Genomic DNA, 23,977 nt, shown 5'->3' on the forward strand with positions numbered 1-23,977 from the left:
GCATATTTGTCTCTGCTACCGAGCTAATGGGCTGTCTGGAGCTTAGGCGATAACGGGTGCAATCGAACGGTCTGTACTGAGAACGAAGAATACGTCGTGAACGACCCACAGGCACCAGTGCCAATCAAGAGGGCAGCCTCCTTTGGAAGACCAGCAAACGCCACCAACGCAAGAACAAAACTTCCGATTACGTTCACGCCAAGCGTCCCAACTGGGAATCGGTCGTGTTGGAGTCGCATGCCAACGTAGTGTCGGAAGACAGCACCGATGGCACCACCTGTTCCAACGAGATGGGCTGGCTCCATCAGTCACCCACCTCCAGTGACAGTTGGGTACCTGTCATCACTCTGCGAGCACTTTCACGACCAGCAACAACTGCTGAGAATCCGAGCGCATAACTCGTACCGATGTACCCGATAGCCACCAGCGGTGTCGTGGTAATCGCATCGATAATGAACGTGCTATAGGTGGTAAATGAGGAAATAAACCCAGTTGCCATGATAGACCGTCCAGACTCAGATATCGTGTCACCGAGAATATTCTCATAAAAGAGGAACCCGAGAGCCATCGACCCGAGAACGTTGACAGTCAAAGTCGCCGCCAATGAGGAAGGCAGCGTCAACTCAACGAAATAGCGGAGGTTTGATCCGGCGAAGCCACCGACGGCGATGATTAGAATCGTTTCGACGTGTTCGAGCAACTGTGTCTGTCTCATTATTGGGCGAGATAGGAGTCATCAGCCGTGTCGGCGGTTGGGGCAGGCGGACTCCATCGCCCGAATCAACCCACAGGGGGATGCTGATTGCTTCCGACGACAACCCTATGAGAATTACGATACGATATGCAACCTCTTTATCTTGCACAGCCCGATCTCCCAGATTTGAGACAGATTTCGTTGTTTCACTACTCTCGGTAAGAACCAACGCTATGTATTCCCGCAGTCGTGTTCGATCAATGTCTGCCGGGTCGGCTCGTCATACGTCCCGTCGACCGGGCTGGGCTGAATCATCCGGTAGAGCGTGATCGACTCCGTCGGTTGGCCGTAGCGACTAGTCGCCTCTCGGCAGGCCCACTCGGCGTACCCCCGTCCGATCGCGCCGTCGGTGTCGCCGCTCACCGCGGACATGAACTTCCGTTCGCGGAACGAATCGTAGGTTGTCGCCGCATCCGGCGGGCGGTCGAATGAGGGGCTATCCCGGACGGCCGCCACCGTCGAACCGTTGTCGAGGGTAGCGTTGGTAATAAACCAGCTGTAGGAATCGGTCGGATTCGGCGCGTACAACCCCCACGACTGATCGAGGATCGCCGTCGCCTCCGCCTCGTACGGTGGCTCGTACTCGGCGACGTGGCCAACACCATACAACAGCACAAAGACGAGGGCAAAGACGCCGAGAATCGTTACCAAGGATCCCGCATAGGCTCGACCGAAGGCAACGAGGTCGCCGCGGCCCCGCCAAGCTGCCGTCTCAGCGAGTCGGCGTTCGATCGGCTCCCCACCGAACCACCAGCCGAGGCGGCCCGCTGGCGGCGGTGTCGTCACCGCATCCGGCAGCACGCGGACGACGGCGTTCCAGAACGGTGGCGTCAGATACGGGAGCACCGAGGCCGTCAACACGAAGGGGAACAGCCCGACCATCAGCGTCGGTACCATCCCGAGGAACGCCCCGATGTAGACAAGCGCGGCCGCCGCTCGGAGCCGTCCGGCGGTCAGAAAGAGGAAGCCGATCGAGCCGGCCAGTAGCGTCACCCAGCCATAGTTGAGGAGTTCCAATAGCGTCGGATAGGAACCCAGGTAGTTGCCCAGCAGCACCGTCATCTCGTCGTTGCCGAAGGCGATCTGGAGAGCCTCGCCGGCATACCACGTCTCACCCTGATGTTTGAGCACCGCGTTCTGCGTGAAGACAACCAGCGGCTGGGCGAGCACGGCGGTCGTCGCCGCGTTCATCACCGTCTCACGAGACGATCCACGACGAACAGCGTCGATCGACCACCGCTCGCCCAGCGGCGTCAACAGTGCGAGCGGCAGCAGCGTCCGCAAGAGGATATCGCCGCCGTTGAGCACCGCCGGGTTGCGGGCGTGCAACGAAACCAAGAGGACGAACGAACAGACGCCGACAAGCCGCGTTCGGTAGCCGACAACGAAGGCAAGCGCGAACAGCCCGGCCAGCACGAACAGCAGCGATTGAAACCACAGCGACCCGGAGAATGCGTGGATCGATAGCCCGGCAAACTGCGTGTAGGTCGCCTCGTGGACGGCCAGCGGGTAGACGCCGCTGTCGGTGTAGTATTTTTGAATCCCGGGCGCGCGGTGGGCAAGATCGATGAGCAGAGTCGTCCCCAGTAGAATCCGCATCGCGGCCAGCGCGCGGGTGTCGACGCGGAGTCGACGACGAGCCGCAGCGACAGCCGGCGCGAACGGCCCACCCGAGCCGAACAGCCGGGTCGCCGACGCGCGGAGCCGAGCGAATGGCGAGGCGTCAGTCATACGTTCAAGCGAGGGCTCAGCGATCGTGCTGACAGCACTACTGGCAGATGCTTCGAGCCACGGGAAACTGGCTGCAACGACATACTCGGGGCTACGATGGGCGGCTGATAGGTTTTGTGTGTCAGCGATCGCGCATACGGCAGCGGTTCCAACAGCATAATTGCTGTATCGATGCTGACAGCAGACACTGCCGGTGATTCCACTGCTTGCGGTCGGTTATCGCGTGAGCGAACCCCCTATGTTGCTACAGTCATAAACAGTCGTATGGGCATTCAGCTGGCGATGGGGTGGCGACACCTGCTGTTCGAGAACTGGCGGGTTGATCCGGATGTGATCGCCGAACGGCTTCCCGAGGCGCTCACCGTCGACACCTACGACGGCTCGGGCTGGCTTTCGGTCGTGCCGTACACCAACGTCGCCGTCCGACCACAAGGGTTGCCGGCCACGGTCGGCCAGCCGCTGCCGGAGCTCAACCTCCGCACCTACGTCACCTGCGATGGCGAGCCGGGGATCTACTTTTTCAGCCTCGATGCACAGGGGGTGGCCGGCGTCCTCGGCGCACGGGTGACCCAGCACCTGCCGTACTACTATGCCCGGATTAGTCTCGACGGCGACGGCGAGCGGATCCGGTTCGACAGTCAGCGTCGGCATCCTGGTGCGCGACCGGCACACTACACCGCGACCTACGGGCCAAGCGGTGAGTCCTTTGCGTCGAGCGACGACCCGCTGGCCGGATTTCTCACCGAACGCTACCGATTTTACACCGAAGGGTCAGACGGCGCGCTTCGCTACACCGATGTCGACCACGAGCCATGGAGGCTGTATCCGGCCGAGGCCGAAACCGAGACGAATACGCTGTTCCGCGCCGACGGGTTCGAACACCCGGACGGTGAACCGGTTCGATACTACAGCCCAGGGGTTGATGTGACCACCGGCACAAGCAGTCGCTGGACTGGAGGCACCCAATGAGCGACCAGCCACCTACCCAGCCGGCAACGGCCGACGATCCACTGGCCGAGCTTGGCGGCCGGCCGGTGTTGCTGTTCGATGGCGTCTGTAACCTCTGCAATCGAAGCGTCCAGGAGATCATCCCACGAGATCCGACCGGCAAAATCGCGTTTGCGCCGCTGCAGTCGGCGATCGGCCGCGCCCTCCAGAAGCGACACGGCTTCGACACCGATACCCTCGACACCGTCATTCTCGTTGAGGGCAACTCGGTGCAGACGAAATCCGACGCGGCGATCCGGGTCGCCGAACTGCTGGGCTGGCCCTACGCCGCGCTTGTCCTTGCTCGATTAGTACCGCGGAGCATCCGCAACGAGATGTATGATTTCGTCGCCGACAACCGCTATGACTGGTTTGGGCGGAAAGATCGGTGTATGGTGCCTGATGAGGAGGTAAGCGATCGATTTCTGGGGTAACGCGGCGACGACACCGCATGCAGATAGCTGATCGGTCGGTGTCGGCGCTGTGGCTTTTGATCGTCGTGCTTGCAGTCGCCATTCTCGTTGCCTCCGTGGTTCCGGTTCCGGCAGCGACGCCACAGACTGATCCGACTGGCAGCGTCGACACCACGACACTACTGCATATCGTCGGCTACGCGACGCTTACAGCGGGTGGTGTCATCGCCGTCGCACGCGAGGGGTGGTCAGGGCGTCGTCAGCAACGCCGCGGTGTCGGTAGCGTCGGCACCGTCGCTGTCATCATCGCGCTGGTCGCTCTGTTCGGCGTTGGCACCGAACTGCTGCAGGCGACGATCCCGTGGCGCACATTCTCGGTCGCCGAGATCGGACTCAACGCCGCGAGCGCGGCAGCCGGCGGCCTGCTCGCAACGATGTGGTTTTACCGCCCAGCCGAGTAAGGTTGGCAATGAGTAAGCCGAGTCCGGAGGTCTACGAGGAAGACCGCGGGATGGACGCCCACAACTCAGTCATGCGGGATATCCGTGGGCTGAAGGACAAACACTACGACCCCCACGAGCCGACCCGCGTCTGGCTCGACGAGGATAACACGCCGGGCGGCGTCTACGACTCGTTGACGATCATCCTCAACACCGGTGGCTGTCGGTGGGCCCGCGCCGGCGGCTGTACGATGTGTGGCTACGTCGCCGAAAGCGTCGAGGGCGGCAGCGTCGCCCACGAGGCACTGATGGATCAGATCGAGATCTGTCTCGACCACGAGTCCAGCAACGCCGACGAGCCGGCCGAGCTGATCAAGATCTACACCTCGGGCTCCTTTCTCGACGAACGGGAGGTCGGCGCGGAAACCCGGCAGGCTATCGCGGAGACGTTCAGCGACCGTGAGCGGATCGTTGTCGAATCGTTGCCCGATTTCGTCGACAGCGAGAAGATCGCCGACTTCACCGACCAGGGCCTCGCCGTCGACATCGCCGTCGGCCTCGAAACCGCGACCGACCGGGTGCGGCATGACTGCGTCAACAAGTACTTCGATTTCGCCGATTTCGAGGCCGCCTGTGCGACCGCACAGGACGCTGGCGCGGGGATCAAGGCCTACCTGCTGATGAAACCGCCCTTCCTCTCGGAGGCTGAAGCACGCGACGACATGGTTGAGTCGGTGCGCCGCTGTGCCGCCGTCGATGGCTGTCACACGGTGTCGATGAACCCCTGTAACGTCCAAGAGTACACGATGGTCAACGAACTGTTTCGGGCAGGCGGGTATCGCCCGCCGTGGCTCTGGTCGGTCGCCGACGTGCTGGAGCGGACGGTCGATGTCGACGCCATCGTCGTCTCCGACCCGGTCGGCCACGGCTCGGATCGCGGCGCGCACAACTGCGGGGAGTGCGACGACCGCGTTCAGAAGGCGATCAAGGACTTCGACCTGCGGCAGGATCCTACCGTTTTCGAGCAGGTGAGTTGCGACTGCGAGCGAACGTGGGAGCTTGTGATCGAGGAAGAGACGAGCTACGCGATGCCGTTGGCGCGGTAGCGGACGACGAATCTACTCCTCATCAAGGATTTCGTCGCGGCTGAACGTCTCGCTGTCGCCCGTTCGGCGGGCGTACTCGACGGCGGCGATCTCCTTCCAGCTTTCGCGTGTCAACCCCGGATGTTTGACTGTATCCCGGAGCGCGTCGCGGATGAACTCGCTGCGGCTGTTGTACCCTTCCTCCTGCCACGTCGCGTCGATGTCTTCGAGGAACGACTCCGTTAGTCGGATGTTGATGTTCGTTTTCGCCGGCTCGCCGTCATCAGATGTATCTGTACTCGACATACAGGCGAGTTACACGCCATCACTCAAGAGGGTATGGCAGGCACAACGAGGGATCAGGCCCGGAAACCGGTCAGAATATTCTCGCCGTCGGTGCCGCCAACATCAGGCAGCGTCGCCCGTTCTGGATGCGGCATCAACACGGCGACCGACTCGCGCTCGCCGAGAATGCCAGCGACGTTGTGCGTCGAGCCGTTCGGGTTCGCCTCGTCGGTGACGTTGCCGTCGGCGTCACAGTAGCGGAACAGCACGCGGTCGTCGGCGACGAGTTCCTCGTATCGCTTTTCGGTGATCTCGAACCGCCCTTCGCCGTGGGCGATGGGGATTTCAATTATGTCGCCCTCGTCGAACTGCTCGGTCCACGGTGTATCAGCGCGTTCGACCCGCAGATGGACGTGTTCACACTGGAATCGCGCGCGCTCGTTCGTCGTGAACGCACCGTCTGTAAGCCCTGACTCACACCCGATCTGCGCACCGTTGCAGACGCCGAGGACAGGCGTACCGTCGGCGGCCGCATCTCTAATGTCGTCCATGATCGGCGAGCGGGCGGCCATCGCGCCGGCCCGGAGGTAATCGCCATACGAAAACCCGCCCGGAACGACGACGCCGGTGGTTTCGGCAGGCAGACCATCCTCGTGCCAGACGCGTTCGGCATCGATATCGAGATACTCCAGTGCGCGAACTGCGTCGCGGTCGCAGTTCGAGCCGCCGAACTGGACGACAGCGACCGTCATGTCGACTCCGCGGCGGGAGCCGCCGACACCTCGTAGTCATGGATCGTCGGGTTCGCCAACAGGCGTTCGGCCATCGACTCGGCGCGCTGTTCGGCCTCAGCGGCGTCGTCGGCCTCAAGATCGATCTCGAAGCGGTCGGCCGAGCGGAGCTCCGAGAGTTCGAACCCGAGCCGTTCGAGGTTCTGTTTTGTCGTCTCGGCCTCCGGATCAAGGACGCCGTGTTTCAGGCGGACAGTGACGGTCGCGGTGTAGGCGGTCATTACCGTCGACTGAGTGAGGGGCGCGAAAAACTCTTTTGAACGGCGGTTCGAAGCGAGTTGGCGTCGTAGCGATTAGGCAAACAGCTGTCGGGCGTCGTCGACAGCCTCGACGAGTGCGTCGATCTCCTCGCGGGTGTTGTAGACGTAGAAGGACGCCCGAGCAGAGGCGGCCGCTCCAAGCGTGTCGTGAAGCGGCTGGGTGCAGTGATCGCCAGCGCGGATCGCTACGGCGAAATCGTTGAGGATGCTGGACAGATCGTGGGCGTGAACGCCGTCGACGTTGAAGCCGACCAGGCCGCCGCGATCGTCGCCCGACGGGCCGTAGATCGTCACGTCGTCGTAGCGGTTCAACTGCTCGTATGCGTACTCCGCCAGCAGCTCCTCGTGGGCCTGGATGTTCTCCATGCCGATATCCTCGATGTAGTCGATCGCCGCGTCGAAGGCGACCGCCTGTGCGATAGAGGGCGTGCCGGCCTCGAACTTCCACGGCAGCTCCTCCCACGTCGAGTCCTCGTAGGTCACCTTCCGGATCATATCGCCGCCGTAGAGATACGGCTGCATCGAGTCGAGAATGTGTTCCTTGCCGTACAGCACGCCGATGCCTGTTGGGCCGAGCATCTTGTGGGCCGAAAACGACAGGAAATCGGCATCCATCTCGCCGACATCGACCGGCCGCGTCGGCACCGATTGGGCACCGTCGACAAAGGAGTAGGCGTCAACCTCGTGGGCCATCCGAGTGATCTCCTCGACGGGGTTGATCGTCCCAAGGGCGTTTGAGATATGCACGAGCGAGACCATCTCCGTGGAGTCGTCGATCAACTCGGCGGCGTGCTCCATATCGAGGCGACCATCCTCGGTGATATCGATAAACCGGAGTTCCGCGCCCGTCCGCTTGCAGACCTGCTGCCAGGTCACCAGCGAGGCGTGGTGTTCCATCTGTGTCAACACGACAGAGTCGCCCTCACCGAGTTCGGCCAGCCCCCATGCGTAGGCGACAAGATTCATCGACTCGGTTGTGTTCTTCGTAAAGATGATCTCCTCGCGGCCGTCAGCCCCGATGAAGTCGGCGACGTTGTCGTGGGCCTCCTCGTAGACGACGGAGGCTTCCTGGCTCAGTTGGTGGATGCCGCGGTGGACATTGGCGTTGTAGCTGTAGTAGTAGTCAGCGATGCTCTCGACGACTGGTTTCGGTGTCTGGCTGGTTGCGGCGTTGTCAAGATACACCAGCGGCTCAGTGTCGTCGTCGCTTTCACCGGGGGTGGTCACGTCGCCGCCGACGTTGCGGTCGAGCACCGGGAAATCAGCCCGGATCGCCTCGACATCGATCGGATAGGCGTCTTGTGTACTCATTACATCCCTATAGGATCCGCGGGGGTAACACGTCTTCGGTTCACCGAAAAATATGCAATGAGCAACGGTTTCGTTGCGTCGAACACACAAACTAAATCCACAACAGTTGGGCGTGTGCGGTGCCGTCAACGTCCAGCACCCGCTCCTCGTCGATGAGGCCGGCGTCGACGGCGACGCTGACCGATTCCGCGCCGACAAGGTTGCCGACGGTCGCCCCCTGCAGGGCGTCGATAACGGTCTCAGGATCGGCGTTGATCGCCTCCTCGCCGGCATAAAACTCCTCGGTCACCGCTAAGGAAATGTCGCCGTCCTCGTAGGTTTCGCCGAGACAGTCCTCATCGCAGACGGAGACAAGCACACCTTTGGCTGTATCCCGCTCCCGCAGCAACATTAGAACTCCTCGGCTAACTCTTCCTCGGCGTCGGCGCGGATCTCCTCGGCCTGCTCGATTGCCTCCTGGGCTTCCTCCTCACGGCCGAGCTCGTCGAGGGCCTGGGCTTTCTCTTCGAGGATATCGGCGTTGCGCATCCCCAGCCGGATCGCGTTATCAAAGGCGTTGAGCGCGTCCTCGGTCAGCCCGCGTTCGCTCAGGAAGAAACCGCGGTTGTACCACGCCTGCGGGAACCGGGGATCGATCTCGACGGCGCGTTCGGCGTGTTCCAGCGCCTCCTCGGTGCGGCCGAACTCCCACAGCGCGTAGGCGAGATTGGTTTCGGCGGTCGCCGCGTGTTCGGACTCGTCGTCGATACGAAGCGCCTCCTCGTAGGCCCCGATCGCCTGATCGAACTCCTCTAGTTGGCCGTGGGCGACACCCTTGTTGACCCAGGCCTCTTGGGCCTCGATTGAGTCCTCCTCAGCAAAGTTGGCGGCACGTTCGAAGGCGGCGGTGGCCTCCTCAAAGCGGTTGATCTCCATATACGAGAGCCCAACATCAACAAGCTCCGGGACGTCGACCTGCTCGGCTGAAACGTTGTGCTCGTCGAGCACATCGGTCAACACCCGGGAGTCAACTGGGTCGACCTGATCGGGATCGACACCCAGCTCCGTCGGATCGAGGGTAAACTCCTCGTAGCCCTCGTCGACGCCTTGTCCCTCCGAAAAGGCATGTGAGCGATCGTCGGCATCGTCTGTCATACACGAAGGTTCGATGTCGTGTCGGGTAAGGGTTGCGTCAGACTCCGGTCGCCCCAACGCATTTTCCGCATCGCCGCAAACAGCCGGTATGCGATACGGCGTTGTGGCTGACATCCACGGCAATCTCCCCGCCTTCGAAGCCGTAATCGACGCGATGCCAGCGGTCGACCGGTGGCTCTGTGCCGGCGATATCGTCGGCTACAACCCCTGGCCAGCCGACTGTCTCGCCCAGGTTCGAGACCTCAACGCCGCGACCGTCATGGGCAACCACGATCGGGCGGTCGCCAGCGACACCGGCTTTCGGTTCAATTCAATGGCCGCCGCTGGGGTGACCTACGCCCGCGACGAACTCAACGAGGATGCCCTCACGTGGCTCGATTCGCTCCCGAATCGTCGAACCATCGAGGGCGGCGATATTCTGCTTGTCCACGGCCATCCCGAGAATCCGGATCGCTACACCTACCCCGATGAGTTCAGCCCGGCGATGTTGGAGAATAACGCCCGCGTGACGATCACCGGCCATACGCACGTCCAAGGTGTCCGGGAGTTCGAGGAGGGCGTCGTGATGAACCCCGGCAGCGTCGGCCAGCCACGCGATGGCGACCCGGCGGCCGCGTTCGCGGTGCTCGATATCGGCGATGGCGACGATGCAGGTGGTATCTCCGAGATCACTGTCGAAACCCACCGCGTCAGCTACGATATCGACCGCGTGATCGACGCTGTCGAGGACGCAGGCCTCCCGGAAAAGATCGGAACGCGGCTGCGTAGCGGGCGGTAGCCAACCGCCGGCTGTCGCCGCCTACACCTCGCGTTGGACGATCTCTAGAGTTTCTTCGCGATCGTCCCAAGCGACGAACAACGCGACCGAGGTCGCACTCGTGATCACGTCATGGAGGTTGATGCCGGCGTCGGCGATCGGCGTCAGGACGCTTTGGATGACGCCGGGGCGGTTCGGCAGCTCGCCGCCGGTGACCCGGATGACGGCGATATCGTCTTCGACGGTGACACTTGAGAGCGTGTTGCCGCTGACGACCTGCTCGTGGAGGACGGGTTCGGCCTCGTCGGCCAGCTTGCTATCGACGTAGAACGTGATCGAATCCATCCCGCTGGCGACGGCGTCGATGTTGATCTCGGCGTTCCGCAGCGCGTCGGAAAGCTCCGCCAGAATGCCGGGGCTGTTGCGGATCGACCGCCCGGCGACGGTCAGGCAAGCGAGTTTCTGTTCCTGCATATCGATGAGGTTCTGGAACTCGCCTTCGATCTGGGTGCCGCCGGTCAGCAGATCGCCGTGTTGGTAGTGGACGACCCGCACATCGAGGTGTTCGTGTTTGTACGACAACGCGCTTGGGGCGACGACTTCCGCCCCACGGAACGAGAGGTTTCGGAGTTCATCAACGGAGATGCGACCAACATTGCGCGCGCCTTCGACGACGCGGGGATCGCCGGTCATGACGCCTTCAACATCGGTGACGATGACGACCTCGTCGGCGTTCATGTAGTTGCCGAGCATGACCGCGGTCGTATCTGAGCCGCCACGGCCCAATGTTGTGATATCGCCGCCCTCGTTTTGGGCGAGAAAGCCGGTGATAACCGGGACGACGCCGTCGAGTTGGTCGGCGAGTGCGGTCGCACGGCCCTTTGTCGCTTCCACCGCAACCTCGCCGACATCGTTGGTGATGATCGGCCACTGGTCGCTGCCGGGCTCTAAAAAGAGCGCCTCAACGTCCCGTGCGGCGAGAGCGGCCTTGAGCATCCGGACGCTGGTGCGTTCGCCCATCGAGACGATCTCGGCGCGATCCTCGTCGGAGACATCAAACTCGATGTCGTCCAGCAGCTCGTCGGTTGTCGATCCCATCGCGCTGGCGACGACGGCGATCTGGTGGCCGGCCTCAACGGCAGCGGCGATCGAATCCGCCGCGCGGTTGATCCGCTGGCCGGTGCCAAGACTCGTCCCACCGAACTTGGCGACAACCCGCATCACCACACCTCCCGTGACGCCGTAGTCAGCACAGTGCTCCCAGTGTCATAACAACGCATGCCCGCCCGTTACGTGGGGATCTGCATAACGTTGTTCACTCCGTGTCGCCGGGGCGTCGCCGTCGGCACGGTCTCTACGCCGGAGTCGGCTGGCTTTTTATCGGCCGGCTATCGAGAGACAGGTATGCAAACGCTGACCGAAAAGCGGGTTTTCGGCGCGAAAACCGGTGTCACCGATATCTTCGTCAGCACCGACAGCGGGGTCGCCGCTGTCACCGTGTCGGCCGACCAGATCGGGGCGTTCGGCCTTGCCCGTCGGGCGTCAGCAACCGCAGTTGTGGCGACGGCCGACCGGCTTGTCGTCGGCACCGATCAAGGGGTGCTCGCGGCTGAGATCGATGCCGCCGACCGGAGTGCCGACGTGGCTGATCCGGCGTTCGACGCTATTAGTGACGACACGATCGGCGCGGTATCGGCTATCGATCTCACACCCGAGGGACTGATCGTCGCCGACAGCGACGGCGTCGTCTACAGCGGCGAGCACGCCGGCGCGGTAACTGAGCCGCCGGCCTGGCAACGGCTTGGGGCGACCGAGGAAGTTCGTGCGGTCGATGCCGGCTTGCTCGCGGCAGCCGACGGCGTCTACCGCATCGATGATGACGGGTTGACCAACACCGGTCTCACCGATGTCCGGGCGGTGACCGGCGTCGGCCAGCCGTTGGCGGCGACCGCCGATGGCCTGTTTCGGCTGGCCAACGGCTGGCAGCCGATCGCCGATGGCGCGTTCCGGGCGGTCGCCGCCGACGGCCACGGTCACGCCCACGCGGTTTGCGAAGCGGGCCTGCTCGTTCGCTCGGCCGACGACGGCGCGTGGACGACGACAACCCCACCGGTCGAGGCACCGATCGTCGATCTCACAGCCGACCGCGGGATCGTCGCGGCGGTTACCGACGACGGGACGCTGTGTGTCACCGCCGGCGATGGGTGGCGACATCAGCGGCTTGGTCTGCCCGGAGCCCGCGGCGTCGCCGTCGGTGGCGGCGCGGATGGCTCGTCGGCGACCCACACCGAAACCCCGTTTAGGGGTGGCTGAACTAGGGCTCGTATGGTTACGATCGTACCCGCCCCGAGCTCCCAGTCGGTGGCGGCCGCGCTTGCGGCGACCGGTGTCGGCACGCTGACAACCCCGGCCTATGAGTGGTTCACCGATGATGAAACGCTGCTTTCGGTGCCCGAGTTCGACGACGACACGGCGATCGTCGTCGGCTCGACGGCGACCAACGATGCCCACGTCGAGTTGCTCCAACTCCAGGATGCAGTCCGGGAGGCTGGCGCGACCGACATCACGACGGTCATCCCGTATCTCGGCTACGCCCGGCAGGATCAGGCGTTCAAACCCGGCCAGCCGGTTTCGGCCCGCGCGATGGCGAAGGCGGCCTCGACCGGCACCGATCGGGTGCTCGTTGTCAACCCCCACGAACCCGACGTGACCGATTTCTTCACCGTGCCGACCGAGGCGGTCGATGCGGCCGCCGCCCTCGCCGACCCGCTTGACGACCTCTCGAAGCCGTTGTTTGTCGCCCCCGACGAGGGCGCGACATCGCTGGCAACGACGACGCGGGACGCCTACGGTCGCGGCGATGTGGACTACTTCCAGAAGGAACGCGACTACGACACCGGTGAGGTCGAGGTGACGCCGAGTGACGCGACCGTCGAGGGACGGGATGTGGTACTCGTCGATGATATTATCGCCACCGGCGGAACGATGAGCGGCGCGATCGACGCCCTCCACGACCACGACGTCGGCCGCGTCTACGCCTGCTGTGTCCATCCCGTGTTGGCCGGCGCGGCGCGAACAAAACTCGCCGCCGCCGGCGTCGAAGCCATCATCGGTACCGACACCATCGAGCGGGCGGTTAGCGACGTAAGCGTCGCCCCCGCTATCGCGGACGCGCTTCGGTGATGAGCTCCGCGGCCGGGAGCGCCACCAACGTTCATATCGCCGCCGGTCAAAAGAGCACCTATGCCCACGATCTTCGAGCAGATCGTCGACGGCGAGATCCCAGCGCGTATCGTCCATGAAACCGACACGACGCTCGCGTTTCTCGATGCCAATCCGTTAGCCCGCGGCCACACGCTCGTCATCCCAAAGGACCCCTACGAGCAGCTCGATGACCTCCCGGCCGAGATTGCCAGCGACGTGTTCAGCGTTGTCCACGAGTTGACGCCGACCATCGAGGAGGCGGTCGACGCCGACGCAACAACGATCGGGATCAACAACGGCGAGGCTGCCAGCCAAGAGATCCCCCACGCGCATGTCCACATCGTCCCGCGGTTCGAGGGCGACGGCGGCGGCCCGATTCATGCGATCTCGCCGACCAACCCGGAGCCCACCGAGGACGAACTCGACGCCATCGAAGACGCGATCAGCGAGGCCTAAGCGGCCGCCAACCGGGCTCACAAGCCCATGCCGTGGTCGCGGCATCGGATAAAAAACGTCTACAATCCCACACACTTGTTACGTATCTAACTAATATACCGATCGGTGTGAATACTGGGTGGTACAGTATGGCTTCAACACAGCCCCGCTGTCCGGACTGCGACGGGCAGTTGCGAACCGAGGCTGAGGAAACGGTCTGCAGCGACTGCGGGCTTGTCGTCGATACCGACCGCATCGACCACGGCCCCGAGTGGCGATCGTTTGACGACAGCCGAACCAACCCCAAACGAACCGGCGCGCCGCTGACGGAGGCCCGCCACGACAGAGGATTGTCGACCGAAATCGGCTACGACCGAGACCTCAGTGAGCATCGTCGCCGGAAGTTCATCCGGCTGCGACGCCAGCACAACCGTGCCCGGATCGGACGCAAACGCGACCGCAATCAGTTCTATGCGTTCCAAGAGATTCGACGGCTGATCAGCTCGGAATCGCTGCCGATACCGGTGCGCGATCAGGCCTGTTCGCTGTTCCGTACTGCCCAGAACGAAAGCCTGCTTCGAGGCCGCTCACTGGAAGGGTTTGCGGCGGCCTGCGTGTACGCCGCCTGTCGGATCAACACGGTGTCCCGAACGATCGAGGAAACAGTCGCCACAGCAAAGGCTGACCGCGCGGAGTTCCAGGCCGCCTACGACGCGCTCAACCGCGAGCTCGGGTTGCCCATCGAGCCGACCAGTCCCGCCGAGTACCTTCCACGGTATGCAAGCGAGTTAGCACTCTCAAGTGCTGTCGAACGCCGCGCACGAGACCTGGTCGACCGCACGAAAAAAGAGGGGATCGCCAACGGACGCAATCCGAGCGGGGTCGCCGCAGCCTGCCTGTACACCGCCGCCAAGGAGTTAGACGCCGAAGTGACCCAGCGTGAGATCGCTGAGGTCGCGTCAGTAACGCCGGTGACGGTACGGAATACGTTTCAGGCACTGGCGGCCGAGCCGCCAACCCAGTAGTCACTGCTGTGGTGCAACCCGTCAGGTCGCCTCACAGCCGTACGCCGGCGCAGAAACCACGCCGCCGTCTCTCACTCCGACTTGGGGAGGATATACACGTCGCTACCGTCTTTCACGACTGGCACGGTCTCGGCGTCAGGATCAACGAAATCGGGGCGAGCAACGGTTTTCGCCTCGTAGGTCTCGGGGTCAAGCAGCTGGATCGAGTGTTCGTCCTCGACGGCGACGACGGTCGTCGCAACAGCGTCCCGTCGATGGCCGATCGGTTCGACGGTGGGGAGCCCATCGCCATCGCCGCTTGCCTCGTAGGGATCGCCGGTCGTGAGCCGTCGGCCTGTCAGATTGTTGTGCGCGCTCCGTACCACTACTGGCCCGTCGCCGTCCTCGGGATCAACCACGTCGCCAGCGGTGTATTTCGGCAGGCGGGCGACGAAGGTGACCCGATAAACCTCGTTGCCGTCGCTGTCCTCGGTCACCAGGGTTGGGTGGTCGTCGACGGTGCCGCCGAAGCGGTCGGTAACCCGGTTGGCGACGGCCTGTCCGAGTTTGTTCGTTGAGAGCTTGATCGTCGGGCCGGCGTCGTCGTCGGTATCGATCTCGGTGATAAACGCCTCCCTGTCGCCGTCGGCTTCCTTGCCGGCGACGTAGCTCTCGGCGATTTCGATAGCCTCGGCGGCCTCCTCGTCGGTTGGCTCTCGACCGTCGGCGCGCACCTGGACGATGCTGGCGTAGTAGCCGCCGGCGATCCGGCCACAGCGATCACAGACCTCCGTGGCGATCCGAACGGGGACGATCAGCTCCTCCTCAAGCAGGGTCTCACGGACAACCCCCGAAAAGGTGCAGTGCATCCGGATCGTCGTCTCGTCGACCTGTTCGGGCTCGACGCCCCACTCAACGTTGGTGGCGTCAATGTGGACGGACAGCGACTCGCTGACGGCGTCGATGGCGATATCGGTGTAATCAACGGCCCCAACATCGACCCAGCGGTTGCCGCGGTGTACCGCGCCACAGCGACCACAGACCGAGACCTGCACGCGCTCGGGCGCGTCAATAAAATCAAATGCATCGAAATAGCAGCTATCACAGAGCGCGTCGCTGTCGGCTCGCGGCGCGCCGGGCCGCGGTTCGGCCCGCTCGGCGACCGTCTCACCGCACTCCGGACAGAAGCCGCGTGACTCAGTCATGATCGGCTGGTAAGCGTGGCGGCTGGTTAAGCGGCGCGAATCGGCTGCCGTCGCCGCCGCGACCTCACCGCTTATGTGTGGAGAACCCGACGCTGTCAGTATGGGTTCAGGCTACACCGTTGGGATCGATCTGGGGACGACACGCAGCGCGGTCGCCTACGTCGCCGGCGGCGATCCGGAGGTGATCACGACCGGCAACAGCGGCGAATCGGTCATCCCCTCGGTGGTGCAGTTCACCGAGGACGGCGAGGTCAACGTCGGCCAGACGGCCGCCAATCTCGCCGTCCAACACCCAGAACGGACGGTCACCGAGATCAAACGCGAGATGGGAAGCGAGGCACCGATCTCGGTTGCCGGCGAGGAGTACCTCCCCGAACAGATTTCCAGCCTGATTCTCGAACACATCATCGATGAGGCCGAGGGAAGCATCGGCCGCGACGTTGCGGGCGCGGTGATCACGGTGCCAGCGTACTTCGACGATCCGAAACGCACCGCGACCGAGACCGCCGGCGAGATCGCCGGGCTCAACGTCGAACGTCTGCTGCCGGAACCAAGTGCGGCCTGTCTCGCCTACGGCCTTCACGAGTCGAAACTCGGCTCCGGCGAGGCCGAACTCGCCTTCGTCTACGACCTCGGCGGCGGCACCTTCGATGCGACGCTCGTCGAGATCGATTACGAGATCAACAGCGTCGAAACCCTGCATACCGCCGGCGACAACGAGCTTGGCGGGGGTGACTGGACCGAGCGGATCTGTGAGTGGGTGATCGAACAGATCCACGCCGACACCGGGGTCGACATCGCGGACAACCCCGAACAGGTAGCGCGGATCCGCCAGGAAGCCAAAAGCGCGAAACACCGGCTGTCGGATCTCCCCTCGACGGATGTGAGCGTCCCCTTCGTCGTTCCCGAACAGTCCTACACGTTTGCGGAGACGCTGCGCCGCGAGCAGTTCGAGGAGCTCACCGCCGATCTCGCCGCCGCGACAACCGAGCCGCTGGACGACCTCTTTTCGCGGGCCGACTACGCGCCCGAAGACGTCGACAAGGTGCTTCTCGTCGGGGGCTCGGTTCGGATGCCTCACATCCAGGAGCTTGTCGGCGACTACTTCGGCCAGGAGGCCTCAAATGAGATCAACCCCGAGGAGGCCGTCGCTCTCGGTGCGGCGATCCAAGCCGAAATTATCGATGACAGCGGCGCGGACGCCTCGGCGATGTTGCCCGGCGAGACCGACGACATCGTGTTGATCGATGTGGTACCGCAGTCACTCGGGGTTCGGCTCTCGGATGGGCGTATTGACCACATCATCGAACAGGACGAACAGATCCCGACCTCGACACGAAAGGAGAGCTACGGCACCGTCGAGGAGGGCCAGACCTCGGTACAGATCCGCGTCTATCAGGGCGACGGCGACACAGCGGCGGAAACCACCAAGATCGGCACCGCCGTCCTGCGGGACATCCCGCCGCGACCGCCGGGTGAGCCATCGCTGGCCGTCGAGTTTCGGATCACAACCGACGGCCAACTTGCGGTGACCGGCGAGGATCTCAAAACCGGCAAGCAGGTTGAAACCGCGATCGAATCGGCGCTCAGACACTCCCCCGAGGAGATCGACGACCTTGGCGAGGAGCTGCCGGCACTGCGTGAGCCCTAAATGCCCGATAGCTACGGAGGAACGCCGTCGGCCGACTCCTACTACGAGCGACTCGGCGTCGGCTCCGATGCCAACAAGGAGACGGTCGAGCGAGCAAGTAAATTCGCTAAGCGCTCGATTCACCCCGATAACAACGATAGCGAGCGGGCGACCGCCGAACGCGAGTTCGACCGGGTGACCGATGCCGCCGACGCCCTGACCGACAGCGAGTCGCGGGCCGCCTACGACACGTTCATCAGCGATCAAGGGCCGGCCGCCGGCACTGATCGCTATGAGGAGTGGGACGCGGCCGGCCGACCAAAATCGCCGACAGCGTGGCTCTCTGAGCCGCGATCGGGCGGGTCGTCGTCGACAACGAGTGGGTCGACAGCGCGCACCGCAACCACAAGCGCGTCGACAGAGGACACGTCTTCGCGCACACGCACGAACACAAGCCAGCAGCCGAACACGGATCGCCGACCAAACGGCCGCCGACAACCAACCGAACAGACAGCAGCGTCGACAGCGACCACCGAAACAGCCGGGACGACGGCGAACGGCAACACCACCACGGCCGCAAGCACCGCAGAGACAGAAACGGGGGAAACAGCCGAGAAAACGTCACCGACGCCGACCGGGCGGCCAAACGCCAAGCGCGCGCCGGAAAGCGTACTGAGTGAGGATCCAGAGAACCTCTACAGCAAGTACGTGCTTGACTCCGATGCGGCGTGGGGGCCAGACGATGCCGAAGCGGGGCGGGGTGGAGGCGATAGCGGCACCGCAGACGTAGCACCTTCTGTGGCGGGGGCTATTGTATCGCAGTTTGTTTCGGCGGAGGTCGCCGCCGATATCGATCGGATCGCCGCTGTCCCAAAACCATGGTGGCTCCGTGGAGGCCTCGCCGTCGTCCTGTTGGCTCTCGCAGTGCTAGTCGGCCCGATCGCCGAACGCGTCGCGTTGCTCCCGTTTGTCGCGCTGCCGCGGATCGGGCTGTGGCTGTATCCGACGCTTGTAGCCGCGGTGACACTCGTCCCGAAGCTGGTTCCACTCGAAACGTCGGTTGGCTGGCTGGCGGCCTACGCCGGGCTGTCGATCAGCTATCTCCTGGTTGGTCGGTGGCTCCGGCTGTCATGACAGGCGAGGGGCTGTCGATCCTGTCCGGGTCGGTAGTGTTTAGCCCGTTGAACAACAACCTGTAGGTATGCAATGGAAGACAGATTGGGGACTCCGTGGACGAATGGTGTTCACGATGTTCTTGCTATTCGCCCTCTACATTGTGTTTATCGGCGTGCTGGCACAGGTCGGTGTCGGCCTTCTGGGGATCGTTGTCGTGATGGGGCTGTTCTCGATCGGCCAGCTCTTCTTCAGCGACAAGATGGCCCTCTACAGCATGGGCGCCCACGTTGTCGACGAAAACGAGGCACCTGAGCTCCACCGCACGACCGAGCGGCTGGCCCAGCAGGCCGATCTGCCGAAGCCGCAGATCGCGGTTGCCGACACTCGCGTGCCAAATGCGTTTGCGACAGGTCGCAACCAACAAAACGCGACCGTCGCGGTCACCCAAGGCCTGTTGAACACGCTGAATCAAGAGGAGCTTGAGGGTGTCATCGCCCACGAGCTCGCCCACGTCAAAAACCGCGATGTGATGGTGATGACGATCGCCTCGTTCCTCTCGACGCTGGCGTTTATCGTCGTCCGCTGGGGCTGGCTGTTCAGCGGTGACGGAGAGAATCAGGCCCCGGTGTACGTGGCGATCATCGCCTCGCTGCTCGTGTGGGTCGTGTCGTTCTTCCTGATCCGCGCGCTGAGCCGCTACCGCGAGTACGCGGCCGACCGTGGGGCGGCATCGATCACGGGCAACCCCTCGGCGTTGGCCTCCGCGCTGATGAGCATCGACGGCCGGATGGATCGGGTGCCGGACGATGATCTCCGCGATCAAGCCGAGATGAACGCCTTCTTTATTATCCCGATCCGCTCGGGCTTTATCGGCAAACTCGCCAGCAGCCACCCGCCGACCGAAGAACGGATCGAGAAGCTCCGCGAGCTGGAGCGCGAGCAGGAAACGGCCTGATTTAAGCCACGGTAACTGGTTTGTGTGAGTCCGGTGATCGGTTCCGGATGACCGAGTGGTCATCGTGGATTCAAACGCACCCGCTGCAGACTGCTGGGCTTAGGCTCATCGCCGGTACCGCTGGACTCTGTGGGCTTGCTGTACTGTTGACACCGATCTTCATGATCGCGTCGGCGAACCCGGTGTTCGGGCTGCTCGCCGTGAGCGTCGTGGCGATAGCTGGCTACGCCAGCGTCCGGCACCGTTACGATGGTACCGCAGCGGCACAATCACCCGATCCGGTGACCAAGCTGGAGCATCAGTACGTCAACAGCGACATCACCGAGACAGAGTTTGAACGCCGCCTCAACACGCTTCTTGAAACCGATGCCGCTGTCGGTCAGCTAGCAGCAAACGACACAACCGAGGGACAACAGACCGAATACGAGGTCGACACCACATAGTCAGCACGACGGCGACGACGACCCTTTTAGGAGCGGCCACCAACAGCTAGATATGGGTTTGATGGATACCGTTCGGTCGATCTTTGGCGTTTCCGCCGAAGCTGATGCAACCCGTGCTGCCGACCCCGAGGATCTCTTCGGGATGTCAACAGCCTACATCACAATGGAGGCTGACCTTGGCTACGAAAACGCCGGCAAGGCTGCCCTTTGCTTTTCATCGGTCGATAGCACGGATTTCAGCGACACGGTCGATGAGGTCAAATCGATTCTGGAGGCCGGCGAGTCCGACACGGGAACGACGTTTGACACCCACAGCGACGATCACGGCTACAGCTGGGTCGTTCTCAACGACACCGACCCCGAGGATCTGCTGACGACGATCCACTTTGCGGCCGATACGTTCATCGAACAGGGGTACGGCTCACGGCTCCTGGCAGCCGTCTTCGCCTTCGATACAACCGGCACCGACCACGCCTATTGGATCTACTCGTTCCGCCGTGGGGCGTACTACCCCTTTGTGCCCGAGGGCGACCACGAACGAGACAGCCAAGCCGAATTCAAGCTGCAGTCGGTGCTGGACGGCGAACTCGACATCGAAGGCGACGAGAGCTATTGGTATCCGTTGTGGCCTGACCGCCCCGGCGGCTATCCGTGGCAATAGTGATGTCGGCGTAGTCGGCCACGCTATTGTTGTTGCCGCCGAAAGGTGTCGAATTACCGGCTGATAGTGGTGCTTTGTCTGGCTCGTTTTACTTTCACTGTGCTGTTAACAAGGCTTTATATGCGAAAGCGAGCAACGTCAGGGTACAATGGCCGAGGATGAACTCGAAGCGCTGCCCGGTGTCGGACCGGCAACCGCGGACAAACTCGTCGACGCAGGGTACGACAACTACCAGAGCATCGCCGTCGCCTCCCCGGGCGAGCTCTCGAACCAAGCTGATATCGGTGACAGCACAGCCAGCGATATCATCAACGCCGCCCGCGATGCCGCCGATGTCGGCGGCTTTGAGACCGGCGAGATGATCCTCGAACGCCGCCAGGAGATCGGCAAGCTCTCCTGGCAGATCGATGAGGTCGACGACCTCCTCGGTGGCGGGATGGAAACCCAGTCGATCACCGAGGTCTACGGTGAGTTCGGCGCGGGCAAATCCCAGGTCACCCACCAGATGGCCGTCAACGTCCAACTGCCACCCGAACAGGGCGGTCTCCGTGGCTCGGCGATCTTCGTCGACACCGAGGACACGTTCCGTCCCGAGCGGATCGACGACATGGTGCGCGGCCTCGACGATGAGATCCTCCAGGCGACGCTTGACGACCGCGAGATGGAGGGCTCGATCGACGACGAGGAGACGATGGAAGCCCTCGTCGCCGACTTCCTTGATCGGATCCACGTCGCCAAGGCGTTCAACTCCGACCACCAGATCCTGCTGGCCGAGAAAGCCAAGGAGCTCGCCGGCGAACACGAGGACAGCGAGTGGCCCGTCCGGATGGTCTGTGTCGACTCCCTAACAGCGCATTTCCGGGCGGAGTACGTCGGCCGCGGCGAGCTCGCCGAACGCCAACAGAAGCTGAACAAACATCTTCACGACCTGATGCGGATCGGCGATCTCTATAACACCTCAATTCTCGTCACCAACCAGGTCGCCTCCAACCCCGATTCCTACTTCGGCGATCCAACCCAACCGATCGGCGGCAACATTCTTGGCCACACCTCGACGTTCCGGATCTACCTCCGCAAATCAAAGGGTGACAAGCGGATCGTCCGGCTGGTCGACGCGCCGAATCTCGCTGACGGTGAAGGCGTAATGCGCGTTCAGAACGAGGGGTTGAAACCGGAGTAAGGTCGGCGGGAAACTCGTCGTCGGCATCAATCGCCTACGTGATCGCTATCGTGTTTTTTATCAGTTGCTCGTCACCCCGGACAGAGACAACGCTGATCGACGCCCACCCGTGGCGGTGTCGCGTGCCCAGAGAGCCGGAGGAGAGATGATCTCCAGCTGAAACAATCGTCGCTGTCAGGTCAACATTCGTTTCATTCCACGGCAAAAATTGTATCTCCCACCGACCGTCCGAGACCTTATATGCATATTATTTGATCCAATATTTGACGCTCGTATATAATTTAGGTGTTATATTCCGAATTGTCAACGGATACCATTATATATGTCCGCTCCATGAGCTACAACCGTGACTCAGAGCACAAACACGCGGCGTGATCACAAAATAATCATGGATCGTAAACCAAGCACACACGGTTCAACGGAGCAACAACTATGACAACAGTAGAAGCGGTTGCCGCATCGGTCAATCAGACGTGGATCCTGACAGTATCGTTCCTGATCTTCTTTATGCACGCGGGCTTCGCCATGCTCGAAGCAGGGCAGGTTCGCTCGAAGAACGTCGCCAACCAACTCACGAAGAACATGCTGACGTGGGCGATCGGGGTCAGCGTGTTCTTCCTGATCGGTACCGGATTTAGCAGCCTGATGAGCGGCGGTGGCTTCGCGCCGGCTGCCGGGAACGCCAGTGGTTCCCTCGGATACGTTGGCTGGTTCTACGGGGCCGTCTTCGCAATGACCGCCGCGACAATCGTCTCAGGGGCCGTTGCCGGGCGCGCAAAACTCCGCGCGTACGTCACCTACACCTTCCTGCTGGCTGCGGTGATCTACCCGATGGTTCTTGCAATGACGTGGGGAGCCGGTGAGGCAGGAACCATTACCGAGGTGCTCGGCTTTGCCCCGTTCGCTGATTTCGCCGGTGGTGTGATTGTTCACGGCATGGGTGGGGTCGCCGGCCTCACCGCGGCGGCGATCCTCGGTCCGCGGATGGATCGCTACGGCGAGAACGGCTCAGTCAACGTCATCCCGGGTCACTCGATGACGTTTGCCGTCCTCGGGACGCTGCTGTTGTGTTTCGGCTGGTACGGGTTCAATGTCGGCACCGGTGCTGCAACCGCACAAGGAACCGGCCCCGGTTCGCTGAGTCTGATTACACTAACCACGACGATGGCCATGGCCTTCGGTGCCATCGGCGCGGCCGGCGTCGCCTACATCAGATCCGGTAAGGTGGATACGCTGTACACCGCCAACGGGATGCTCGCCGGGCTGGCCGGCATCACCGCGATTCCGAACACGACCACATGGTGGGGTGCCATCCTCGTCGGCATCCTCGCCGGTGCACAGCTGCCGCTGGTCTTCGAGTTCGTCTCGGAGAAGCTCAAGATCGACGATGTCTGTGCGGTCTTCCCCGTCCACGGCAGTGCTGGCATCCTCGGCGCGCTACTGATGCCGTTCGTTGCCGTGCCAGGCGTAGTGGACGATGTCGTCGGGCAGTTCATCGCCCAGGTCGTCGGCGTCGTCATCATCTGTGGGTGGACGCTCACCGCGACCGCGATCATCTGGTACGCGTTCAAGGCGATGGGTGAGGCACGCGTCACCCCCGACCACGAGCAGGACGGCCTCGATATCGCCGAACACGGCGTCGAGACCTACCCCGAGTTCGGTGGCGACCGCGTTGCCACCGATGGCTTCGGCCCAACCGACGACGACGAGATCCGCACCGACGGTGGGAGCGAACGCGAAGAGATCCGCACTGACGGCGGTGTCGACCGCGAACGGTCGGCTGCTGACCACGAACTCCGTACCGATGGCGGCGACCCGGATCTGAAGATGGTCTTTTCGGTCATCCGTCCGGAGAAACTCGGTGATGTAAAGAAGGCTCTCGCCGAGGTTGGCGCGCCGTCGCTGACCGTCACAAACGTCTCCGGGCGCGGCAGCCAGCCCGCAAAGAAGGGCAGTTGGCGCGGCGAGGAGTACACCGTTGATCTCCACCAGAAGGTCAAAATCGAATGTGTGGTTGCGGATGTCGACGCCGACGAGGTGGCCACCGCGATCAAGGAGGCAGCCAACACCGGCGAGCCGGGCGATGGTAAGATCTTCATTCTCGACGTCGAGGACGCGATTCAGGTTCGAACCGGCAAGGAGGGCACCGACGCGGTCTGACTGACGATCACCGAGCCACTGTTGCCGTTCCAAGCG

General features: G+C 62.8%; 25 protein-coding genes, 2 pseudogenes and 1 riboswitch. Of the genes and pseudogenes, 16 read left to right on the forward strand and 11 right to left on the reverse strand.

From position 1 onward, the window contains the following. Positions 1 to 59: 59 nt before the first annotated feature. The 3 genes and pseudogenes from DP106_RS01410 to DP106_RS01420 all read right to left on the reverse strand — a co-directional run. Positions 60 to 305: pseudogene (locus DP106_RS01410) on the reverse strand (fluoride efflux transporter FluC); the annotation flags it as partial. Continuing rightward, entirely contained in the window at positions 305 to 715 is a 411-nt protein-coding gene (locus DP106_RS01415) for a fluoride efflux transporter FluC (RefSeq protein ID WP_120082813.1), read from the reverse strand. The gene DP106_RS01415 and the pseudogene DP106_RS01410, both read right to left, overlap by 1 nt. Positions 716 to 720: 5 nt before the next feature. After that, positions 721 to 785, reverse strand: a riboswitch (Fluoride riboswitch). 140 nt (positions 786 to 925) lie between these two features. Further along, on the reverse strand, positions 926 to 2,485 hold the full coding sequence (locus DP106_RS01420; RefSeq protein ID WP_120082814.1) for an HTTM domain-containing protein: 1,560 nt from the start codon (positions 2,483 to 2,485) through the stop codon (positions 926 to 928). A 264-nt stretch (positions 2,486 to 2,749) separates the two neighbouring features. On the opposite strand from DP106_RS01420, the gene DP106_RS01425 reads away from it, so the two are divergent. From DP106_RS01425 to DP106_RS01440, 4 genes are read left to right on the forward strand one after another with little or no spacing between them, the layout of a single operon-like run. Next, positions 2,750 to 3,454, forward strand: a complete 705-nt coding sequence (locus DP106_RS01425) for a YqjF family protein (RefSeq protein WP_120082815.1) — start codon at positions 2,750 to 2,752, stop codon at positions 3,452 to 3,454. Then, positions 3,451 to 3,906: a thiol-disulfide oxidoreductase DCC family protein gene (locus tag DP106_RS01430; protein WP_120082817.1), complete on the forward strand. Its 456-nt coding sequence runs from the start codon at positions 3,451 to 3,453 to the stop codon at positions 3,904 to 3,906. Before DP106_RS01425 ends, DP106_RS01430 begins: the two co-directional genes overlap by 4 nt. Before the next feature lie 17 nt (positions 3,907 to 3,923). Continuing rightward, positions 3,924 to 4,346: a VanZ family protein gene (locus DP106_RS01435; protein ID WP_120082818.1), complete on the forward strand. Its 423-nt coding sequence runs from the start codon at positions 3,924 to 3,926 to the stop codon at positions 4,344 to 4,346. A gap of 8 nt (positions 4,347 to 4,354) precedes the next feature. Then, complete coding sequence (locus DP106_RS01440) at positions 4,355 to 5,431, forward strand: archaeosine biosynthesis radical SAM protein RaSEA (protein ID WP_120082820.1); 1,077 nt, start codon at positions 4,355 to 4,357, stop codon at positions 5,429 to 5,431. Positions 5,432 to 5,443: 12 nt separating this feature from the next. Here the strand turns inward: DP106_RS01440 and DP106_RS01445 are convergent, their stop codons facing one another. The 6 genes and pseudogenes from DP106_RS01445 to DP106_RS01470 form a co-directional block, all read right to left on the reverse strand. Next, positions 5,444 to 5,716, reverse strand: coding sequence for a ribbon-helix-helix domain-containing protein (locus tag DP106_RS01445; protein WP_120082821.1), 273 nt, complete (start codon positions 5,714 to 5,716; stop codon positions 5,444 to 5,446). Positions 5,717 to 5,769: 53 nt separating this feature from the next. Continuing rightward, entirely contained in the window at positions 5,770 to 6,447 is a 678-nt protein-coding gene (purQ, locus tag DP106_RS01450) for a phosphoribosylformylglycinamidine synthase I (protein ID WP_120082822.1), read from the reverse strand. Then, a complete protein-coding gene (gene purS / locus DP106_RS01455; protein ID WP_120082824.1) occupies positions 6,444 to 6,707 on the reverse strand; it encodes a phosphoribosylformylglycinamidine synthase subunit PurS in 264 nt (87 codons plus the stop codon). The genes purQ and purS overlap by 4 nt, the downstream gene beginning before the upstream one ends. A 72-nt stretch (positions 6,708 to 6,779) precedes the next feature. Further along, positions 6,780 to 8,057: an aminotransferase class V-fold PLP-dependent enzyme gene (locus DP106_RS01460; protein ID WP_120082825.1), complete on the reverse strand. Its 1,278-nt coding sequence runs from the start codon at positions 8,055 to 8,057 to the stop codon at positions 6,780 to 6,782. A 91-nt stretch (positions 8,058 to 8,148) separates the two neighbouring features. Then, positions 8,149 to 8,448, reverse strand: a complete 300-nt coding sequence (locus DP106_RS01465) for a DUF424 domain-containing protein (protein WP_120082827.1) — start codon at positions 8,446 to 8,448, stop codon at positions 8,149 to 8,151. 5 nt (positions 8,449 to 8,453) lie between these two features. Further along, positions 8,454 to 9,191 (reverse strand): annotated as a pseudogene (locus tag DP106_RS01470) (tetratricopeptide repeat protein); the annotation flags it as partial. 88 nt (positions 9,192 to 9,279) lie between these two features. Here DP106_RS01470 and DP106_RS01475 point away from each other — a divergent pair. Beyond that, the gene (locus tag DP106_RS01475) at positions 9,280 to 9,969 is read left to right on the forward strand and encodes a metallophosphoesterase family protein (protein ID WP_120082829.1); all 690 of its coding nucleotides are present in this window, start codon (positions 9,280 to 9,282) and stop codon (positions 9,967 to 9,969) included. Between the two features lie 21 nt (positions 9,970 to 9,990). Here the strand turns inward: DP106_RS01475 and DP106_RS01480 are convergent, their stop codons facing one another. Then, positions 9,991 to 11,169, reverse strand: a complete 1,179-nt coding sequence (locus DP106_RS01480) for an aspartate kinase (protein WP_120082830.1) — start codon at positions 11,167 to 11,169, stop codon at positions 9,991 to 9,993. A 183-nt stretch (positions 11,170 to 11,352) separates the two neighbouring features. On the opposite strand from DP106_RS01480, the gene DP106_RS01485 reads away from it, so the two are divergent. The 4 genes from DP106_RS01485 (at position 11,353) to DP106_RS01500 (ending at position 14,612) form a co-directional block, all read left to right on the forward strand. Then, positions 11,353 to 12,261: an HVO_0234 family beta-propeller protein gene (locus DP106_RS01485; RefSeq protein WP_120082831.1), complete on the forward strand. Its 909-nt coding sequence runs from the start codon at positions 11,353 to 11,355 to the stop codon at positions 12,259 to 12,261. Positions 12,262 to 12,273: 12 nt separating this feature from the next. Next, complete coding sequence (gene prs, locus DP106_RS01490) at positions 12,274 to 13,131, forward strand: ribose-phosphate diphosphokinase (protein ID WP_120082833.1); 858 nt, start codon at positions 12,274 to 12,276, stop codon at positions 13,129 to 13,131. Between the two features lie 60 nt (positions 13,132 to 13,191). Further along, on the forward strand, positions 13,192 to 13,608 hold the full coding sequence (locus tag DP106_RS01495; RefSeq protein ID WP_120082834.1) for an HIT family protein: 417 nt from the start codon (positions 13,192 to 13,194) through the stop codon (positions 13,606 to 13,608). A 128-nt stretch (positions 13,609 to 13,736) separates the two neighbouring features. Further along, positions 13,737 to 14,612 carry a transcription initiation factor IIB gene (locus tag DP106_RS01500; RefSeq protein ID WP_120082835.1) on the forward strand — a complete coding sequence of 292 codons (876 nt, stop codon included), beginning with the start codon at positions 13,737 to 13,739 and terminating at the stop codon, positions 14,610 to 14,612. A gap of 71 nt (positions 14,613 to 14,683) precedes the next feature. On the opposite strand, the gene DP106_RS01505 is transcribed toward DP106_RS01500, so the two are convergent. Continuing rightward, a complete protein-coding gene (locus tag DP106_RS01505) occupies positions 14,684 to 15,796 on the reverse strand; it encodes a 60S ribosomal export protein NMD3 (RefSeq protein ID WP_120082836.1) in 1,113 nt (370 codons plus the stop codon). 100 nt (positions 15,797 to 15,896) lie between these two features. On the opposite strand from DP106_RS01505, the gene DP106_RS01510 reads away from it, so the two are divergent. From DP106_RS01510 to DP106_RS01540, 7 genes are all read left to right on the forward strand, one after another. Next, positions 15,897 to 17,447, forward strand: coding sequence for an Hsp70 family protein (locus tag DP106_RS01510; RefSeq protein WP_165857795.1), 1,551 nt, complete (start codon positions 15,897 to 15,899; stop codon positions 17,445 to 17,447). Further along, the gene (locus DP106_RS01515) at positions 17,448 to 18,560 is read left to right on the forward strand and encodes a J domain-containing protein (protein ID WP_120082838.1); all 1,113 of its coding nucleotides are present in this window, start codon (positions 17,448 to 17,450) and stop codon (positions 18,558 to 18,560) included. A 67-nt stretch (positions 18,561 to 18,627) separates the two neighbouring features. Further along, positions 18,628 to 19,497, forward strand: coding sequence for a zinc metalloprotease HtpX (gene htpX / locus DP106_RS01520; RefSeq protein ID WP_120082840.1), 870 nt, complete (start codon positions 18,628 to 18,630; stop codon positions 19,495 to 19,497). A 47-nt stretch (positions 19,498 to 19,544) separates the two neighbouring features. Continuing rightward, positions 19,545 to 19,940 (forward strand): SHOCT domain-containing protein, encoded by a 396-nt coding sequence (locus DP106_RS01525; RefSeq protein WP_120082841.1) that lies wholly within the window; start codon positions 19,545 to 19,547, stop codon positions 19,938 to 19,940. Positions 19,941 to 19,992: 52 nt separating this feature from the next. Beyond that, positions 19,993 to 20,601: a PspA-associated protein PspAB gene (gene pspAB / locus DP106_RS01530; RefSeq protein ID WP_120082842.1), complete on the forward strand. Its 609-nt coding sequence runs from the start codon at positions 19,993 to 19,995 to the stop codon at positions 20,599 to 20,601. A 148-nt stretch (positions 20,602 to 20,749) separates the two neighbouring features. Continuing rightward, positions 20,750 to 21,781: a DNA repair and recombination protein RadA gene (gene radA, locus DP106_RS01535; protein WP_120082843.1), complete on the forward strand. Its 1,032-nt coding sequence runs from the start codon at positions 20,750 to 20,752 to the stop codon at positions 21,779 to 21,781. A 432-nt stretch (positions 21,782 to 22,213) separates the two neighbouring features. Next, positions 22,214 to 23,941, forward strand: a complete 1,728-nt coding sequence (locus DP106_RS01540) for an ammonium transporter (protein ID WP_120082844.1) — start codon at positions 22,214 to 22,216, stop codon at positions 23,939 to 23,941. Positions 23,942 to 23,977 lie beyond the last annotated feature (36 nt).

The organism is Halonotius pteroides, assembly GCF_003605635.1.
Taxonomy (GTDB): Archaea; Halobacteriota; Halobacteria; order Halobacteriales; family Haloferacaceae; genus Halonotius; species Halonotius pteroides.